Source organism: Bradyrhizobium sp. UBA2491 (genome assembly GCF_002341725.1).
GTDB lineage: Bacteria > Pseudomonadota > Alphaproteobacteria > Rhizobiales > Xanthobacteraceae > Bradyrhizobium.
The window spans coordinates 211,926-230,844 of record NZ_DDOP01000015.1; the positions used below are offsets into that span (position 1 = coordinate 211,926).

General features: G+C 65.2%; 15 protein-coding genes. 4 read left to right on the forward strand and 11 right to left on the reverse strand.

The annotated features are described in order from the left end of the window. Positions 1 to 26: 26 nt before the first annotated feature. The 3 genes from B2W55_RS04845 to B2W55_RS04855 form a co-directional block, all read right to left on the reverse strand. Positions 27 to 941 (reverse strand): DMT family transporter, encoded by a 915-nt coding sequence (locus tag B2W55_RS04845; RefSeq protein WP_024578548.1) that lies wholly within the window; start codon positions 939 to 941, stop codon positions 27 to 29. A 253-nt stretch (positions 942 to 1,194) separates the two neighbouring features. After that, positions 1,195 to 2,253, reverse strand: a complete 1,059-nt coding sequence (locus tag B2W55_RS04850) for a phosphotransferase family protein (protein ID WP_024578547.1) — start codon at positions 2,251 to 2,253, stop codon at positions 1,195 to 1,197. Positions 2,254 to 2,417: 164 nt separating this feature from the next. Further along, entirely contained in the window at positions 2,418 to 3,650 is a 1,233-nt protein-coding gene (locus B2W55_RS04855; protein WP_024578546.1) for an acyl-CoA dehydrogenase family protein, read from the reverse strand. 233 nt (positions 3,651 to 3,883) lie between these two features. On the opposite strand from B2W55_RS04855, the gene B2W55_RS04860 reads away from it, so the two are divergent. After that, complete coding sequence (locus B2W55_RS04860; protein ID WP_024578545.1) at positions 3,884 to 4,573, forward strand: TetR/AcrR family transcriptional regulator; 690 nt, start codon at positions 3,884 to 3,886, stop codon at positions 4,571 to 4,573. 21 nt (positions 4,574 to 4,594) lie between these two features. On the opposite strand, the gene B2W55_RS04865 is transcribed toward B2W55_RS04860, so the two are convergent. The 4 genes from B2W55_RS04865 to B2W55_RS04880 all read right to left on the reverse strand — a co-directional run bounded on the left by B2W55_RS04865 (position 4,595) and on the right by B2W55_RS04880 (position 8,002). Continuing rightward, positions 4,595 to 5,407, reverse strand: a complete 813-nt coding sequence (locus B2W55_RS04865) for an HAD family acid phosphatase (RefSeq protein WP_024578544.1) — start codon at positions 5,405 to 5,407, stop codon at positions 4,595 to 4,597. Positions 5,408 to 5,490: 83 nt separating this feature from the next. Continuing rightward, complete coding sequence (locus tag B2W55_RS04870; protein ID WP_024578543.1) at positions 5,491 to 5,886, reverse strand: RidA family protein; 396 nt, start codon at positions 5,884 to 5,886, stop codon at positions 5,491 to 5,493. Positions 5,887 to 5,966: 80 nt separating this feature from the next. Further along, positions 5,967 to 6,686, reverse strand: coding sequence for a 3-keto-5-aminohexanoate cleavage protein (locus B2W55_RS04875; protein ID WP_024578542.1), 720 nt, complete (start codon positions 6,684 to 6,686; stop codon positions 5,967 to 5,969). A gap of 89 nt (positions 6,687 to 6,775) precedes the next feature. Continuing rightward, positions 6,776 to 8,002, reverse strand: coding sequence for a CaiB/BaiF CoA transferase family protein (locus tag B2W55_RS04880; RefSeq protein WP_024578541.1), 1,227 nt, complete (start codon positions 8,000 to 8,002; stop codon positions 6,776 to 6,778). Between the two features lie 283 nt (positions 8,003 to 8,285). Here B2W55_RS04880 and B2W55_RS04885 point away from each other — a divergent pair, with 283 nt between their 5' ends. After that, on the forward strand, positions 8,286 to 8,534 hold the full coding sequence (locus tag B2W55_RS04885; protein ID WP_024578540.1) for a hypothetical protein: 249 nt from the start codon (positions 8,286 to 8,288) through the stop codon (positions 8,532 to 8,534). Between the two features lie 30 nt (positions 8,535 to 8,564). Here the strand turns inward: B2W55_RS04885 and B2W55_RS04890 are convergent, their stop codons facing one another. Genes B2W55_RS04890 through nirB form a run of 3 tightly spaced genes read right to left on the reverse strand, consistent with a single transcriptional unit; the run spans position 8,565 to position 14,024 of the window. Continuing rightward, complete coding sequence (locus B2W55_RS04890) at positions 8,565 to 11,228, reverse strand: nitrate reductase (RefSeq protein ID WP_024578539.1); 2,664 nt, start codon at positions 11,226 to 11,228, stop codon at positions 8,565 to 8,567. Between the two features lie 10 nt (positions 11,229 to 11,238). Further along, on the reverse strand, positions 11,239 to 11,568 hold the full coding sequence (gene nirD / locus B2W55_RS04895; protein ID WP_024578538.1) for a nitrite reductase small subunit NirD: 330 nt from the start codon (positions 11,566 to 11,568) through the stop codon (positions 11,239 to 11,241). After that, the gene (gene nirB, locus B2W55_RS04900; protein ID WP_024578537.1) at positions 11,565 to 14,024 is read right to left on the reverse strand and encodes a nitrite reductase large subunit NirB; all 2,460 of its coding nucleotides are present in this window, start codon (positions 14,022 to 14,024) and stop codon (positions 11,565 to 11,567) included. Before nirB ends, nirD begins: the two co-directional genes overlap by 4 nt. A gap of 637 nt (positions 14,025 to 14,661) precedes the next feature. On the opposite strand from nirB, the gene B2W55_RS04905 reads away from it, so the two are divergent. Next, positions 14,662 to 15,921: an MFS transporter gene (locus tag B2W55_RS04905; RefSeq protein ID WP_024578536.1), complete on the forward strand. Its 1,260-nt coding sequence runs from the start codon at positions 14,662 to 14,664 to the stop codon at positions 15,919 to 15,921. 33 nt (positions 15,922 to 15,954) lie between these two features. After that, positions 15,955 to 17,658, forward strand: a complete 1,704-nt coding sequence (locus tag B2W55_RS04910; protein ID WP_024578535.1) for a bifunctional protein-serine/threonine kinase/phosphatase — start codon at positions 15,955 to 15,957, stop codon at positions 17,656 to 17,658. 16 nt (positions 17,659 to 17,674) lie between these two features. On the opposite strand, the gene B2W55_RS04915 is transcribed toward B2W55_RS04910, so the two are convergent. Continuing rightward, positions 17,675 to 18,907: an ABC transporter substrate-binding protein gene (locus tag B2W55_RS04915; protein ID WP_244442104.1), complete on the reverse strand. Its 1,233-nt coding sequence runs from the start codon at positions 18,905 to 18,907 to the stop codon at positions 17,675 to 17,677. Positions 18,908 to 18,919 lie beyond the last annotated feature (12 nt).

The window sequence follows — 18,919 nt, forward strand, 5'->3', positions numbered from 1 at the left end:
GCATGGTGCGGTTGCGCCAGCTTGGATCAGAGCCCATCCGGCGGCAGGCCGGGCCCGGTTGCGGCCGGGCGGAGCTTGTCGCGCTTGCGCTCGCGGTAGAAGGCGTAGAGGCCGGAGGCGACGATGATCGCGGCACCGGCGAGCATCGCGCCGTCGGGCTTGTGGCCGAACACGAGGTAGCCGAGCAGCATCGCCCACAGCAACGCGGTGTAGCGGAACGGCGCCACCGCCGAGATGTCACCCGTGCGCAGCGACACGATGATGCACTGGTAGCCGATCAGGATCAGCACCGCGGCGAATGTGAGCAGGCCGAGGGCATGGCCGGACGGCGCCTTCCAGCCGCCGAGCGGCACCAGCACGGCGGCGCCCGCAGTCGTCACCGTCACGGTCGTGAGCAGCGTGATGAACACGGTCGGCAGCTCCTTCGGGATGCGCCGGGTCGCCAGATCGCGCACCGCGCAGAAGCCGACCGACGCCAGCGCCAGCAATGCGGCCTGGCTGAAACCTTCGGCGCCGGGCCGGACGATGACGAGCACGCCAATGAAGCCGGCCGCGATCGCAAGCCATCGTCGCCAGCCGACCGGCTCGCCGAACACCAGCGCCGCGCCCAGCGTGATGACCAGCGGCAGCGCCTGGAAGATCGCCGACGCGTTGGCGAGCGGAATTTGCGCGATCGCCGACAGATAGGTCAGCGTGCCGCCGATCTCGCCGAGCACGCGCAAGCCCACCGGCCAGATCAAGAGCGCACGGAAGCTGCGCAGCGCATCGCGATACCACGCCAGCGCCGCAACCAGTACCATCGCGACCACGCCGCGGACCAGCAGGATCTCCCCGATGTTGAGCTCCGCCGACACCGCCTTGGTGATGGTGTCGTTGGCCGTGAAAGCGGCCATGGCCGCAGCCATGAACAGGCTGCCGCGAAGATTCGAGGACAGAGGCAAGGTGAAAGCGTCCGATCAGGACCAGGGCGGGAAACAGCGACCGGATTGACTTGCCAAAGCGGCGTGGCGAACTCAAGTCACAGATGGCTACAGGATGGAAACATGCCGTAGCGCAAATTCGGTGAAAGACGGATGAGCGGAAACTCCCCCTCACCCGGATCGCATCTGGCGATGCGATCCGACCTCTCCCCGCAAGCGGGGCGAGGTAAAAAGAGAAGCGGCGCGAGCTGTGAGCATCGCGCCGCTTGTCATGTCAGGTTGCGCCGGCCTTCTGCGCGTATTCCCACGATGCCTTCGACAGCGGCACGGTGCGCGCGGCCGACTCGAGGGCCTTGGCATTGGCAGCGGTGCCGTCGCGGACGCGGCCCGCAATGCCCTGCGTAATGCCGGCGAGGCGGAACAAATTGTAGGAGAAGTACCAGTTCAAGTCAGGCACGGCCATGCCGGTGACGTTGCAGTAGATCTGCGCAGCCTCATCCTGGCTCGGGATGTTCAACGCCTTGAGGTCGGCATTGGCGAGGCCCGGCATGGTCCACTGCATCAGCAGATAGGTGAAGTCGGCCATGGGGTCGCCGAGCGTCGACAATTCCCAGTCGAGCACCGCTTGCACCCGCGGCTCGGTGGCGTGGAAGATCATGTTGTCGAGGCGATAGTCGCCATGCACGACCGAGACACGCTTCTGCTCCGGCACCGTCTTCGGCAGCCACTCGGCGAGCTTTTCGAACTCGGGAATGTGCTGCGTCTCGGAAGCGCGGTACTGCTTGGTCCAGCGATCGACCTGGCGCGCAAAATAATTGCCGGGCTTGCCGAAATCGCCGAGGCCGATCTTCTCGGGATCGAGGACGTGCAGCTTCGCCAGCGTCTCGATCTTGCTGGTGAAGATCTTGTGGCGTGCATCGGGCGCCTGGCTCGGCAGCGTCGGATCCCAGAACACCCGCCCCTCTTCCATCGACATGATGTAGAAGGCCGAGCCGATCACCGCATCGTCGGTGCACAGCGCATAGGCTTTCGCGACCGGAAAATTCTGCTTGCCAAGTGCCGCGATCACGCGGAACTCGCGGTCCACCGCATGGGCCGACGGCAACAATTTACCGAACGGCCGGCGGCGCATCACGTAGTTGCGGCCGGGCGTCTCGAGCTTATAGGTCGGGTTGGACTGGCCACCCTTGAATTGCAGGACCTTGAGCGGGCCCTGATAGCCCTCGACGTGCTCTTTCATCCAGGCGTCGAGGCTGGCCTCGTTGATACGATGGCGCTCCTCGACTTCCCTTGTCCCGGAAAATTCCTCGTCTTTCCTGACGCCGTCCGCCACGGTGACGCTCCCTCAACACGTTTCTTGGGAGCGCCATTGGACGCTCCCTTGTTGACGGGAGCGCCTTTGCAGCGCTCCCTCGATCAGGCTGGCGCACCAGCCTGATTTCTCTTTTTCATTCTGAGCACGATGCGGTCGCGAACGCTATGCGTTCCCGGTCATGCTCAGTGCGACGTGTTTGCATACTTCCGAACTTCAAGCCTGGCAATGGCGCGATTGTGCACCTCGTCCGGACCGTCCGCCAAGCGAAGCGTGCGGATGTGGGCATAGGCGCGCGCCAGCCCGGCATCGTCGGAGACGCCACCACCGCCATAGGACTGGATCGCCTGGTCGATGATCTTCAGCGCCATGTTGGGCGCTGCGACCTTGATCATGGCGATCTCGGCCTGCGCGGTCTTGTTGCCGACCTTGTCCATCATGTCGGCTGCCTTGAGGCAGAGCAGACGATTCATCTCGATGTCGGTGCGGGCCTCGCCGATGCGCTGCTCCCAGACCGAGTGCTCGATGATCTTCTTGCCGAACGCAGTGCGCGAGGTGAGCCGCTTCACCATCTTCTCCAGCGCTTCTTCAGCCTGGCCGATGGTGCGCATGCAGTGATGGATACGGCCAGGACCGAGACGGCCCTGCGCGATCTCGAAGCCGCGGCCCTCGCCGAGCAGGATGTTTTCCTTCGGCACGCGAACGTTCTCGAGCAGCACCTGGGCGTGGCCATGCGGCGCGTCATCATAGCCGAACACCGGCAGCATCTTCTCGACCTTGATGCCGGGGGTGTCGAGCGGCACCAGGATCTGCGACTGCTGCTGGTGCTTGGCGGCGTTGAAGTCGGTCTTGCCCATCAGGATCGCGACCTTGCAGCGCGGATCGCCGACGCCCGACGACCACCATTTGCGGCCGTTGATGACATAGTGATCGCCGTCCTTCTCGATCCGGGTCTCGATGTTGGTGGCGTCGGACGAGGCGACCGCCGGCTCGGTCATCAGGAAGGCGGAGCGGATCTCGCCGTCCATCAGCGGGCGCAGCCATTTGCGCTTCTGCTCCTTGGTGCCGTAGCGGATGAACACTTCCATGTTGCCGGTATCGGGCGCGGAGCAGTTGAACACTTCCGACGCCCAGGAGATGTGGCCCATCTCTTCCGAGAGCAGCGCGTATTCGAGATTGGTCAATCCCGCGCCATGGAATTCGTCGTCCTCATGCGAGGACGGCGGCATGAACATGTTCCAGAGGCCTTCGGCCTTCGCCTTCTTCTTCAGTTCCTCGAGGACCGGGATCACCTTCCAGCGCGGGCCTTCGGCGTCCTGCTTTTCGTAGATCGGCACCGCCGGGCGAACGTGCGTTTTCATGAAAGCCTGAACGCGCTCAAGCCACTCCTTCTGCCTGGCCGACATCGTGAAATCCATGGGACGCTCCTCGTTTCCTAGACTTTGGGCCGCACTGTCCACCCGGCGCCCGGACGCCGCAAGGGCGTTCGCGGGACCGGCGCGGTGGTGTGCCAGAATGCCGCTCGCATTGTTGCGGATTGACATTGCCGGCTGTTCAAACGATAGTTTCATACAAATGTTTGAAATGCAACTCCCTGTCGTCTTCGTCGTTCCGGCGCATCGCGCGCAGACCGACTGAAAGGCTCTCAGCCATGGCCAGCGATCACACCCGGTCCGCCATTCTCGCCGCCGCCGAGCGACTCTATGCCGACCGCGGCTTCGGCGACGTCACGCTGCGCGACATCGTCGCGGAGGCGAACGTCAACCTCGCGGCGGTGAACTATCATTTCGGCTCCAAGGACGAACTGATCGCGGAGCTGTTCGTCACCCGCAGCATCCAGACCAACCGCGAGCGCCTCAACGAGCTGAAGGCCGCAGAAGAGAAGGGCGGCGGCCGCGCCACGATCGAGGACATCATGCGCGCCCTCGTCGGCCCGACCTTGCGCGGCTGCCTCGGCCCCGACCGCGAAGGCTCCACCGCGGCGCGCTTCATGATCCGCGCCTCGATCGAATCGGTGCCGCCGATCCGCCGCATCAAGAACCGCGAGGTCGACCATTTGCGCAAATTCGCCGCCGCGATGCGCCGCGCGATGCCGGCGAGCAGCGACACCGAGCTGTATTGGGGCCTGCACTTCGCGCTGGCGATGGCGCACCACACCATCCGCGAGAAGGAGCGCCTGCTGCGGCTCTCGGAAGGCAAATGCGATCTCGACGACGTCCGCGCCATCATCGATCGCGTGGTCACGGTCTCGGTGATGGCGCTGACGATGGGCGAGGTGCCGAGCAAGCCCGCCGCGCGGCCGGCGATGGTGCACGGCCGGCTGACGCGGCAGGACCTGTGAGCCGCCACGCAGCGGCGTAGCCTATTCGATGAAATAGAACGGATTCGGCACCTTGAAGGTCATCTCGGCATGTCCGCCGACGAGATCGCTCTTCTGATCGCCGACATTGGCGATGATCGCAAAGCCCTTGCTTTCGATGTCGGCGCGCGCGGCCGTCTTGTGGATGCTGACCGAGCCGGTCGAGGCCGGATCGCGCATGTAAAGATGATCTCGCGCGATGCCGTCGAAGCCCGCAAGTTGCAGATTGCGCAACGTCCAGACGCTCGCCATCTCCTTGTTGTGCTCCTGCTCACGTCGGCCTGTGACGAAGAACACCTCGACCTTGGTGCAGGTGGCGGCTTGGTCGATGCAGCGGGCGAGCTTGTAGAGCTCAAGCGTCGGACCGATCGCGGCGGCACGCGCGCTCTGCTGCCAATCGAGGTCGCCGCAGGGATCGCCGACCTCGGTGAAATCGCAGCGGCCGCCGGGCGTGCTCGGGATATAGGCGTAGTCGTCCTGGTAGATGCGAGGCCAGTTGAACAACGAGGTCTCGTCGATATCGAGTACGACGGCCGGACGCTGGACTTCCGGCGCTCGCGCCGTCACCCACTTCCGCGCATTGCCGAGCACCGCGGCGATGTCGTTCTCGTAAGCCGCGCAGCGATAGGTCAGCAGCCGCTTCTTGAAGAGGTCGATATTGTCGGGCTCGCCGGCATCGGCCGCCGGCGCTGTGCCGGCCTTGTCGCAGCCGAGCCGCGGATCGACCGGCGTCCCGGTTTGGGCGAACGCCGGACTGCCGGCGACGACAATGGTCGCAATGAGGGCGCAGAGACAACGCAGGGCAATATTCGTCATCGGATCATCTCCCGGTGAAAACCGGAAGACTACGATCACAAGTTGCACGAATTTAAGACAGGCGCGCGGTCCCTCGCCCGCCCTCAGACCATCGCGATGGCGTCGATCTCGATGTCGAACGGCCCGGTCCATTCCGGGATGCAGACGAAGATCCGCGCCGGCAGATCGTCCCCGAAATATCTTCGATAGATTGCATTAAAGGTGGCGAAGTGCTTCGCCGAAGTGCAGAAGATGTTGCACTTCATGACGTTGTCGAACGAGGCGCCGGCGGCTTCCAGGCACTGCCTGAGTTGCTCCATCACGAGCTCGCTCTGGCGCTCGATCGAGGCGCCTGCGGCGATCTCGCCGGTGGCGGGATCGAACGGCGGCAGGCCGGAGACGAAGATCATGTTGCCGGCGCGCGTCACCGCGGACGCCGGCGCCTTCCAGCGCTCCAGCCAGCTTGAGATCGGTTCGACGCGGACCACTTCCCGTTTCATGATGGGGACCTTCGATAAGAGGATCGATGCCGCCAATCTAGCAGGAAGATGTCAATGATGATTCGATATCGGTCGAAGTGTTAAAGCATCTCGCGGTAGACCGCGACGGCGGCCGCCACGAGTGCGGCATTGCCCGAGGCTACGGTGCCATCCGGCATTGCCCTGCCGTCCTCGAGACCGACCCTGGTCGACCAGCGCCGGCGATGCGCTTCCTCGAGCAGTGGCCAGACCGTGGCATCAAAACCATGCAGCAGGATTTGTCGGCGCAATTCAGCGCGGTTCAGGATCGAGGCGATCTCGTCGACCGCCTGCAACGCCTTGCTGTGGTCCTGCGCACCGATCTCGATCATGACCCGCAACACCGACCCGTGTCCGGGAAGGCCGATGAAGCGCTCGGCATCGGCGACCGATGCGAGGCCAGCCTCGATGCCGACACCGCGGCCGCGCAGCAGGTTCATCACCTCCGGCGCATCGGGTTCGGAGAGGTTGACCGATGCATAATCGGGCAGCTCACGCCACGCCGTGATCGCGGCCCGCGTGCGCTCGACGTCGTTCTCGATCCACGCCCCGGTCGAGACACCGACCAGGGTGCCCGGACATGTCCGCCGAACCGCAGCCACCGTCTGATCGATACAAGTCAGGCTCTCGCGACGCTCGGGGTCGCGCGGATGGATATGCAGCTCGGCGGCACCTGCCGCGACGCAGGCTGCGCTGTCCTGCGCAATCGCAGCCGCGGTCAACGGGAGATGCGGATGGAAATCGACGGGACGCGCGCCGTTGAGACAGGCCTGGATGATCATCAGCGGACGCGCCTCATCAACGTGGCGATCGATCGCGTCAGGTTAATGCAGCGGCGGCGGCTTGTCACCGCCGCCGTGCCGGCACGCGCCTACAGGATCCCCTGCGCCTTCAGCCCTTCGACCTTGGCGTCGTCGTAGCCGATGGTCGCCAGCACGTCCTTGGTGTCGGCGCCGAGCAGCGGCGGGGCGCGGTAGTCGGTGATCGGGGTGCCCGAGAAGGTCAGCGCGTTGCGGATCAACGACAGGTTCGGCTCGAACGGATGATCGACCTTGACCCGCATGCCGCGCGACTGCACGTGCGGGTCGCTGAACACCTGCTCGAAATTGTTGATCGGGCCGGACGGCACGCCGGCCTCCTCCAGCTTCTCCAGCCAGTGGGCCACCGGCTTCTTCAGGAACAGGCCGGCGAAGATCGCCATGATCTCCTTGCCGTGCACGACGCGGTCGTTATTCTTGACGAAGCGCTTGTCGTTGGCGAGTTCGGGCTCGCCGAGCACCGCGCAGGTGCGCTGGAACTGGCCGTCATTGCCGACCACGAGCATCAATTCGCCGTCGGTGCAGCGGAACACGCCGGCCGGCATGCCGCCATTGCCCCAGGTGCCGCGGCGCGGCGGGGTGGTGCCGTTGACCAGGTAGATTTGCAGCCAGTGCGACAGCGAAGCGATCACGGTGTCGAACAGGCAGACGTCGATGTGCTGCCCTTCCCCGTTGTTGGCGTCGCGATGGTAGAGCGCCGAGAGGATGCCGATCGAGGTGTTCATGCCGGTCATGTAGTCGACGATCGAGGGACCGACCTTCATCGGGCCCTCGCCCGGCTCGCCGTCGATATGGCCGGTGACGCTCATCAACCCGCCCATCGCCTGCAGGATGGCATCGTAGCCGGCGCGCGGCGCGTAGGGTCCGGTCTGGCCGAAGCCAGTCACCGAGCAATAGATGATGCCGGGGTTGATCTTCTTGATGGTCTCGTAGTCCAGGCCGTAGCGCTTGAGGTCGCCGACCTTGTAGTTCTCCATCATCACGTCGGCCGTCTTGGCGAGTTCGCGGACGATCGCCTGCCCCTCGGGCTTGGCGATATTGACGGTGACCGACTTCTTGTTGCGGTTGGCGCAGAGGTAGAACGAATTGTTGTTGTTCTGCTTGCCTTCGGGGTCGGCCAGGTAGGGCGGGCCAAAGGCGCGGGCGTCGTCGCCGCCGCCGGGCCGCTCGATCTTGATCACTTCGGCGCCGAGATCCGCCAGCATCTGGGCCGACAGCGGGCCCGCGAGCACCCGTGTCAGGTCGAGAATCTTGATGCCCGAGAGTGGCAGAGCCGACATGAAGCATTCCTCCGATATCTTGCGAATTCTGATTATGCGGCGCCGGACCCGTCCCAGCGGTGTCCTTGGGCGCCAGAGCTTGCCGATACACCATTTTGGTGCCGCGAGCACTGCATTGTCGGCATGAAGCCATCCCTGGACGGCCTATGTGCGGCGCACCGGTGGAGCCGTCGGGGAACCGGTCGCGAGAATCGTGCGGATTGCCGCCACGCGAAATTGTGAAGATGCCGACACCGATTTGCCGCAGCGTCTGCGGTAATTTACCTCCGACGAGGAGGAGACCATGCGGACGATCACGACGGTCGGGCTGCTGCTGACCCTGCTTGCGGCCGCAATGCCGCCGGCGGACGCGCGCGGCGGCCATGGCCATGGCGGCGGACACAGTCACGGCATGCATGCCGGCGGCGCCATGCGCGGCGGCGGATTTGCCTCCGACAAGCGGCACGGCGATGACGCCTATACCAAGGCGGCCTCCGATGAGGAGGACCGCCTGCTCAACAGCAAGCTGAAGAGCATCTGCCGCGGCTGCTAGCTCACTCAGCGCGAGCGGATTGCGGGACTTTCAGGACGCGACGGCCTGCCGCGGCTGCGCGGTGGCGCCGATCAGCTTGCCGATCTCCGGCTTGCAGCCGCCGCAGTTGGTGCCGGCCTTCAGGCAACGGCCGATCGCCTCGACGCTGGCGGCACCCTTCCTGATCTCGGCGGTGATCTGGTGCCGTCCGACGCTGAAGCAGGAACAGACGATCGGACCGACATCCTCGCCCGCACCGAACGGGCGTCCGGCAAGCAGCGACATTCGTGCATTGGCCGACAATTGCTGCTCGGCGAACAGCCCGGTCAGCCAGGCCCGCGACGGCAGCGCGTGGTCCGGCGCGATGAACACACAGCCTGCGAGCCGGCCGTCGCGCACCGCGGCGTAGCGGAAGCGGCCCGCCGCCGGATCGCGATAGGCGAGCCATTCGATCTCGACGCCGTCGAGCCCGAGCTGCGCCCGCGCCCAATCGCGCCAGCTCTCCGGGCGGACGTCGAGCGCAAGCTCCAGCCGCGTGCCCTCGCCGGCCTTGCCGTAGACCCAATAGCCACCCGTCGGACGCTTGATCGCATCGCGGCTCAGGATGAAGGCATGCCATTTCGGCGCGTATGGATCGGCCTTGACCGGCGTGTGCTTGGACTCCGGCTGGCCGGACAGCGGATCGACCACCGGATTGACCAGCGCGTTGACGCGGCCCTCGCCGGCGAACGCCTCGTTCCAGTGCATCGGCACGAACACGCAGCCGCGGCGCTGGTCGGCGGTAACCACGACCCGCGCGATCATCTCGCCCCAATTGCTGGTCAGCCGCACCAGCCCGTCATTCTGCACGCCCGCCTGCCGCGCATCGTCGGGGTGGAATTCCGCGTAGGGCTCGAACACATGCGACAGCAGCCGCCCGGTCTTCCCGGTCCGGGTCATGGTGTGCCACTGATCCCTGACACGACCGGTGTTGAGCACCAGCGGAAAGTCGCGGCTGGTCGCGTGGCGCGCCGCACGTGGCGCGACCGGCACGAAGCGCGCCTTGCGATCGGGCGTGAAGAATGTCTGGCTCCCGAACATCCGCGGGGTGCCGGCGGGATGCTCCGATGTCACCGGCCACTGCACCGGCGCCAGCGCGTCATAGGCGACGTCGTCGAGTGCAGCCAGCGCCGAGATGTCGAAATCGCGCCGGCCGTCATTCTCGAAGCCCGACAGCCCGGCGTGCTCGCGAAACACGGCCGCGGCCGAAGCGTAGTCGAAGCCGGCGTATCCCATGCGGGTGGCGACGTCGCAGACGATGCGCCAGTCGGCGCGCGCCTCACCCGGCGCAGCCAGAAACGGCCGCTGTCGCGAGATCCGGCGCTCGGAATTGGTGACCGTGCCGTCCTTCTCGCCCCACGCCAGCGCCGGCAGCAGCACGTCGGCATGGCGCGTGGTGTCGGTGTCGCGCATGCAATCCGTCACCACGACGAGCTCGCAGGCGTCGAGCGCGGCCCGCGCGCGATCGGCATCGGGCAGGCTCACCACCGGATTGGTCGAGATGATCCACACTGCCTTGATGCGGCCGTCGGCGATCGCGTCGAACATGTCGACCGCCTTCAATCCCGCCTTCTCCGCGATCACGGGCGCGCGCCAGAACCGCTGCACCAGTTCGCGATGCGACGGATTCTCGATCTCCATATGCGCGGCCAGCTGGTTCGCGAGCCCGCCGACCTCGCGGCCGCCCATCGCGTTGGGTTGGCCGGTCAGCGAGAACGGCCCCATGCCGGGACGGCCGATGCGCCCGGTCAGGAGATGGCAGTTGATGATGGCGTTGACCTTGTCGACGCCGCTCGACGACTGATTGATGCCTTGCGAATACAGCGTGACGACGCGCTCTGTGCGGGTGAACCAGTCGAAGAACAGGCCGACGGCACCTTCGGTCAGGCCGCAGGTCGCAGCCGTCTGCGCCACGGTCTGGCCGGCCACCTGCTTGAGCGCGTCGACGACGCCGGTCGTGCAATTGCCGACGAAGCCGCGATCGACCGCATTGCTGCCGGCGAGGAACGCGAACAGACCGTTGAACAGCACGCTGTCGCTGCCGGAGCGCAACGGCAGATGCAGATCGGCGCCCTCGCAGGTCGCGGTGCGGCGCGGATCGATCACCACGATCTTGCAGGCCGGGTTGTTCTCCTTTGCCGCCAGCATGCGCTGGTGCAGGATCGGGTGGCACCAAGCGGCATTGGAGCCGACCAGCACCAGCAGGTCCGCCTGCTCGAGGTCCTCGTAGCAGCCCGGCACGGTGTCGCTGCCGAACGCGCGCTTGTGCCCGGCCACGCTGGAGGCCATGCACAGCCGCGAATTGGTGTCGATATTGGCGGTGCCAACGAAGCCCTTGGCGAGCTTGTTGATGACGTAATAGTCCTCGGTCAGCAACTGGCCTGAGACGTAGAACGCGACCGCATCGGGCCCGTGCTCCCTGATGATCCGGCCAAAGCCATCGGCGACGCGATCGAGCGCGGCGTCCCATGTGGCCGGCGCGCCGTCGACAAAAGGTTCAAGCAGGCGCCCATCGAGATCGATGGTCTCGGCGAGCGCCGAGCCCTTGCTGCACAGCCGGCCGAAATTGGCCGGATGCTGCCTGTCCCCCTCGACCCGCACGAGGCCCGCCGCGTCCCTCGAGGCGATGACGCCACAACCGACACCGCAATAGGGACACGTGGTCTTGACGGACATGCCTGACTGCTCAGCTCACCGCAACCGCCTGCCGCACCGACAGCCAGACCACGCCGTCTTCGACCTTGGCCGGATGGGTATGCGTGCAGCCCTCGTCGGGGGCGACCGCCTGCCCGCTCGCGAGCTCGATGACGAAATTATGCAGCGGACAGGTCACGCGCTTGTTGTGCACGATGCCCTGCGATAGCGGCCCGCCCTTGTGCGGGCAGCGGTCGTCAAGCGCGAACACCTCGTCGCTCTCGGTGCGGAACACCGCGATGTTGCCGCGAGGCGTGCGCACCACGCGCGAGCCGAGCCGCGGAATGTCGTCGAGCGCACCGATCTCGATCCAGCTGGTCATGCGAGCTCCAATTCGGCGAGAGGCGCGAACTCGTTGCGGTCGACGCCCCGGCTGGCGCGCTCGGCCCAGGGATCGGTCTGCGCGAACTGCTGTGAATGGGCGAAGCGGGCGAACAGCGCCTTGCGGTTCTTGACGTCGTCGACCACCCGCTTCCTGATCTGCTCGAGACCGACGCGGTCGCACCATTTGTACATGCGCTCGAGATACCAGCCCTCCTCACGATAGAGCTGGGTCAGCGCGACGATCACCTCGATCGTCTCGTCCTCGGTTTCGACCTTGGTCAGGAACTCGGTGCCCTTGATGTGCAGGCCCGCGGCGCCGGCGAAATGGATTTCATAGCCGGAATCGACGCAGACCACGCCGACGTCCTTGCAGGTTGCTTCGGCGCAATTGCGCGGGCAGCCGGAGACGCCGAGCTTGACCTTGGCCGGCGTCCACGAGCCCCACATGAACTTCTCCAGCTTGACGCCGAGGCCGGTCGAGTCCTGGGTGCCGAAGCGGCACCATTCGGAGCCGACGCAGGTCTTCACCGTGCGCAGCCCCTTGGCGTAGGCGTGGCCCGACACCATGCCGGCGTCGTTGAGATCGGCCCATACCGCCGGCAGGTCCTCCTTCTTGACGCCGAGCAGGTCGATGCGCTGGCCGCCGGTGACCTTCACCGTCGGGATGTTGAACTTCTCTGCGACGTCGGCGATCGCACGCAACTCGCTCGGCGTGGTGACGCCGCCCCACATCCGCGGCACCACCGAATAGGTGCCGTCCTTCTGGATGTTGGCGTGGACGCGCTCATTGATGAAGCGCGACTGCTGGTCGTCGCGATACTCGCCGGGCCAGGTCGCGAGCAGATAGTAGTTCAGCGCGGGACGGCAGGAATGGCAGCCATTGAGCGTCTTCCACTCCATGAAGCGCATCACGGCCGGAATGGTCTTGAGCTGCTGCTCGACGATGACGCGGCGAACATCGTCGTGGCTGTGGTCGGTACATTTGCACAGCGGCTTGACCTTCGGCGCCGCCGAATAATCGCCGCCGAGCGTGAACGCCAGCACCTGCTCGACCAGGCCGGTGCAGGAACCGCAGGACGACGATGCCTTGGTGTGGGCGCGGACGTCGTCGAGCGTGAACAGCTTCTTCTCCGAGATCGCCTTGACGATCGCGCCCTTGCAGACGCCGTTGCAGCCGCAGATTTCGGTCTCGTCGCTCATCGCGGCGACCGAGTTCTGGCCGCTGACGCCGCCATCGCCGAGATTGGCGGCGCCGAACACCAGGCGCTCGCGCATGTGCGAGACGTCGGTGCCGTCGCGCAGATGCTGGAAGTACCAGGGGCCATCGATGGTGTCGCCATAGAGCACGGCGCCGACGATCTTCTTGTCCTTCAGGATGATGCGCTTGTAGACGCCGCGATTGGCGTCTTGCAGCACGATCTCCTCCTTGTCCGGCCCCGGCGCGAAATCGCCGGCCGAGAACAGGTCGATGCCGGTGACCTTCAGCTTGGTCGAGGTGACCGAGCCGTCATAGGTGGCAAAGCCCTTCATCGCGAGGTGGTTGGCGCAGACCTTGGCCTGATCGAACAGCGGCGCGACCAGACCGTAGGTCTGGCGGCGGTGCTGCACGCATTCGCCGACCGCATAGATGCGGCCGTCATAGGTCTGCATGGTGTCGGAGACGACGATGCCGCGCTCACAATACAGCCCGGCCTTCTTGGCGAGCTCGAAGTTCGGACGGATGCCGACCGCCATCACCACCAGGTCAGCCGGCAGCTCGGTGCCGTCGCCGAAGCGCACGCCGGTGACGCGGTCCTCGCCGAGGATCGCCTGGGTCTGCGCCGGCATCTTGAACACCATGCCGCGCTCTTCCAGCGACTTGCGCAGCAGACCGCCGGCCACCGGATCGAGCTGTCGCTCCATCAAGGTATCCAGCAGATGCACCACCGTGACGTTCATGCCGCGCTTCATCAAGCCGTTGGCGGCTTCGAGGCCGAGCAGGCCGCCGCCGATCACGACCGCGTTGCGATAGTCGGTCGAGGCCTTGATCATGCGATCGACGTCGTGGATGTCGCGGAAGCCGATCACCCCCGGCAGCTCCTTACCCGGCAGCGGCAGCACGATCGGGTTCGAGCCGGTCGCGATCAGCAGCCGGTCATAGGGAACGCGGGCGCCCGCCTCGGTGACGACCTCGCAGCTGCGGCGGTCGATCATGGTGACCGTCTCACCCTTGCGCAGGGTGATGTTGTTGTCCTCGTACCAGTCGACGGTGTTGAGCATGATGTCGTCGACGGTCTTCTCGCCGGCGAGCACCGGCGACAGCAGGATGCGGTTGTAATTGCCGTACGGCTCCGAGCCGAACACCGTGATGTCGTAGAGATCGGGCGCGCGCTCGAGCAGCGCCTCCACCGTGCGGATGCCGGCCATTCCGTTGCCGATCACCACGAGCTTCTGCTTCGTCACCTTGTCGAGCATGGTCTGCCTTTCAAATCCGACGGCGTTGCCCAGCGACGCGGCGCGCGTCGTTGATCGACACCGATAAAGGTTTGGAGTTGGAGGAAGCCCAGCCGCGGGCGCAGACCGTCGTCGATGACGATCGATGTTCCGTTATCGATTGGTATTCAAAACGCGTGCCAAATCCCGGAAGACAAATCCGGCAACAAAATCAATTGGTTTCGAGGCGCACCGAAACAGTCCAATGACGCGCCATCGCAATAGCCGGCCGATTTTTTAGCCACGCCGATGATCTCTTGTGCATCACAGCATCGACGTTGGCGACGGCGATCGCGAACTCGCTATCGAAGCGCCGTCAGCTACCCGGAGCGTATCGCACAAGAAAGCATCAGCCTGCGTGTTTGCGTGGCGACGCGTGATGCAAGCCAAGCCAGTTCCGATCGCCGAATGCGGTTCGCGATCTCGCGACAACGTCTTGCGACTGCAAGGCAAAGCGGCGCGATCGCCTCGATGGCACGCAAATTGCTGACCTCATCTGTTGCCGGAGTGCGTCTCAACGACGAGCGCGCGCACACATTCACCCACATTCGATCTGTCTGCGCCTGAGAGGGCCGCGCGTCTGCGGCAGTCTCCGCCGCATCACCGCGAGATGCTTGCGATGAAACTTGCCGAGTTCAAGAAAGCCGGTCACTGGCCGACACTGCTCGCCGCGTTCCTGTATTTCGACATCAGTTTCATGGCGTGGGTCGCGCTTGGACCATTGATCGTCTACATCGCGCGCGACATGAATCTGGCCGTGAACGAGAAGTTCACCCTCGTCGCCATCCCCGTGCTGGCCGGTGCCCTGCTACGTGTGCCGATGGGCATTCTCGCCGACGTCATCGGCGCCAAGCGCACCGGCATCATTGCCCAGCTCGTGGTGATCGCCGCGACCCTAGCGGTCTGGCAGTTCGGATTGAACAGCAAGCTCGCGATCGAGCTGTTCGGCGTCGCACTCGGCGTCGGCGGTGCCTCGTTCGCGGTCGCCCTGCCTCAGGCCAGCCGCTGGTATCCGCCGCAATATCAGGGGGTCGTCATGGGCATCGCCGGCGCCGGCAATATGGGCGTCGTGCTCGATACGCTACTGGCGCCCTCGATCGCCGAGCATTGGGGCTGGCAGGCCGTATTCGGGTGCCTGCTGATTCCGATGCTGATGGTGCTCGCCTATTACGCGTTCGCAGCCAAGGACGCGCCAGGCGAACGTAAGCCGATTTCGCTGAAAGCCTACGGTACGCTGCTGAAGGACTCCGATACCCGCTGGTTCATGTTCTTCTACTTCATCACCTTCGGCGGCTTCGTCGGCCTCGCCAACGCATTGCCTCTGTATTTCACCGTGCAGTATCACGTCTCGGGCGTCGCGGCCGGCATGCTGGTCGCACTGATCGTCGCCTTCGGCTCCGGATTCCGCCCCGTCGGCGGCATGATCGCCGACCGGATCGGCGGCATTCGCTCGCTGTCGATCCTGTTCGGTGTCGTCGTCGCCGCCTATGTCGTGATCGCCTTCATGCCGGAGGGCCCGGCGACGCCGACGCAGGGCGGTTGGGTGTTGAGCAACATGCCGCGGATCGCCTGGATCTCGGTGCTGCTGTTCTCGATCGGCGTGCTGGCGCTCGGAATGGGCAATGGCGCCGTGTTCCAGCTGATCCCGCTCCGCTTCCGCCACGAGATCGGCCTGATGACCGGCCTCGTCGGCTGCGCCGGCGGCATCGGCGGCTTCTTCCTGGCGCAAACCCTCGGCACCGCCAAGGGCATGACCGGGGGCTTCGGCGCCGGCTTCCTGTTCTTTGGCGCGCTGGCGTTGCTTGGCTTCATCGGACTTGCCATGGTCAAGGTCCGCTGGCGCACCACCTGGGGCGCGGTGTCGGGAGCGCGCGTCTGACGGCCCGCTCCCCCGGGAGAGGATAGCTCGGACGTGGCGAACGGCGCGCAACCGGATCTGGGCGTTCGCGTCGGTTTCGCCAGCGAGACCGGCAAGCGCGCCGCCAATGAAGATTACGTCGCGGCCTGCCTCGGCCGACCAAGCGCCATGCATCGCGATGTCGTGGCCGCGGTCGCCGACGGCGTCGGCGGGCACAAGGGCGGACGCGAGGCCGCGGAGATCGCCGTTCGCAGCTTCATCGACGCCTATTATTCCCTGCCGGAGACACTCGGCGTTCGCCGTCGCGCAGCGCGGGCGCTGGAGGCCGCCAATGGCTGGATCTATGGCCAGGGCCGCGTCGATGCCGCGCGCAGCCGCATGGCCTGCGCCTTCTCTTCCGTCATCCTGTCGCGGCGGACGTGCCATGTGATCCATATCGGCGACACCCGCGTCTACCGCCTGAGCGAAGCACGATTAGAGCGCCTGACGCAGGACCATATCGCCGGCCGCGGCGAGCTTGCGCACATGCTCAGCCGCGCCATCGGATTCGAGGAGTTCGCCCGTTTCGACACCACCTCGGCCGGACTGCGGCAACACGATCGGTTGTTGATCTGTAGCGACGGGGTTCACGGCGCGCTCGGCGATTCCCGACTTCAGCAATTGCTGGAAGAGCGTACGCCGCCGGAGGAGTCGGCGCGCAGCATCGTCGAGGCCGCGCTTGCGGCCGGCGGCAGCGACAATGCCACCGCGGCGGTGCTCGACATCGTCGATCTGCCGCCGGCGGATCGCGACGAGCTCACGCACGCGATCGCGACACTGCCGATCCTCGACCTGCCCGAGACGGGCGACGTGATCGACGATTTCGCGCTCGGCGACGTACTGTCCGACGGACGCTACAGCCGCCTGTTCAAGGCGACCGACAAGCACGCAGGCCGCGAGGTCGTGCTGAAATTTCCGCATCCGCGGGTCGCCAGCGAGGGCTCCTACCGCCTCGCTTTCGTGCGCGAGGCGTGGGTCGCGGCGCGGGTGCGCAGCCTGTGGATCGGCGAGATCATCGAGGTGCCGGCCGAGCGGCAGACCCGGCTCTATTCGGCGATGCCGCTCTATGAAGGCGAAACGCTGGAGCAGCGGCTGACGCGCTCGCCACGGCTGTCGCTTGCCGAAGGCATCGACATCGCCACCAAGCTGGTGCGCGCGGTAACCGCACTGCACCGCGCCGGCATCATCCATCGCGACATCAAGCCGGACAATGTGATCCTGCTCAGGGATGGCGGCCTGCGGCTGGTCGATCTCGGCGTCGCGCGGGTGCCGCTGCTGGAGGATTTTCCCGCCGAGGACATTCCGGGCACCGCAAGTTACATGGCGCCCGAATTGTTCGGCGGCAAGGCCGGCGACGAGGCCTCCGACCTGTTCGCGCTCGGCGTCACGGTCTATCGCATGTTCACCGCGAACTATCCGTTCGGCGAAATAGAGCCGTTCTCGCGGCCGCGCTTCGGCAAGTCGTCACCGCTGTCACGCTACCGGCCGGACCTTCCGGCCTGGCTCGATGCCGTGATCGGCAAGGCGCTCAGCATCGAACCAGCGCAAAGATTCGGCGACGCCATCGAGTTCGCGCACGAACTGGAGAACGGCGCGACCTGGGCCGGTCCCGCCGTCACGGCCCGCAAATCGCTGCACGACCGTGATCCCGTGACGTTCTGGAAGGTGCTGTGCGCGATCCTCGCTTTGATCATCGTGGCGCTGCTGGCGCGGCATTAGCACAGCGACACTGACATCACTGGCCTTTCGCCTGCACGAACGGGCAACCGCCCTCCGCAAGCGGCCGCCAGGCTTCATCAGGCGAAATCGTCGCGATCACCTTCTCATAGTCCCAAGGTTCGCGCGATTCGGAAGGCGATTTGGCCTGGACGAGATACATCGAGCGCATTACCTGTCCATCCTCGCGGATCGGTGCATTCTGCGTCATGAAGTCGTTGACGGGAAGCTTGCGCATGGCCGTGGCAACGGCGTCGGCATCGTCGGTTCCGGCCGCCTGCACTGCCTTTAGATAATGCATCACGCCGCTGTAGACACCTGCCTGGATCATGGTCGGCGCCTGCCCGTGCCGACGCGCCATGAAGCGATGCCCGAACGCACGGGTTGCCTCACTCTGGGTCCACGAGAACGAAGTGGCATAGCGAATGCCTTGTGCCGCTTGCAGGCCGAGCGAGTGCACGTCGGTGATCAACATCAGAAGCGCGACAATGCTCTGGTCGGCCGATTTCCCGATGCCGAACTCCGCGGCCTGCTTGAGGCTGTTGACGGTATCGCCTCCCGCATTCGCAAGCGCGATCACCTTCGCCTTGGAGTTCTGCGCTTGCAACAGAAATGAGGAGAGATCGGACACGCCGAGCGGATGACGCACCGCGCCCACGACCTTGCTGCCTGCGGCTGTGATGAAGCCCGATGCGTCACGCTCCAGCGCGTGACCGAAGGCGTAATCCGCGGTCAGGAAGAACCACGTATCAGCACCGTTCTTCAGCATCGCCTTGGTGACGGCGGAAGCTTCAGCGTAAGTGCTGTAAGCGAAATGAAAACCGTAAGGCGAGCACTGCTTTCCGGTCAGATCGGAACTGCCAGGCCCGGAAATCACGAAGATGCGCTTCTTGTCGCGGGTGATGCCCTGAATGGCCAGCGCCGTTGCCGAATTGCCACCGTCGGCAATCAGATCGACACCGTCCCCATCGATCCAGCGGCGTACGATGCCCGCCGCGATGTCGGGCTTGTTCTGGTGATCCGCCGACACCAGTTCGATTTTCTTGCCAAGCACGGTCGGACCGAAATCCTCGATCGCCAGCCGGGCGGCCTCCACCGAGCCTTCGCCACCGAGATCGGAGTAGAGGCCCGACATGTCGTTGATCACACCGATCCGCACCACGTCGCCGGAGATCTGGGCCCAGGCAAGCTCAGCACCTGCCAGGCAGAGCACAACCATGAACGCGATCGCAACCGCTCGCCTCATTTGCATGACAAGGACTTC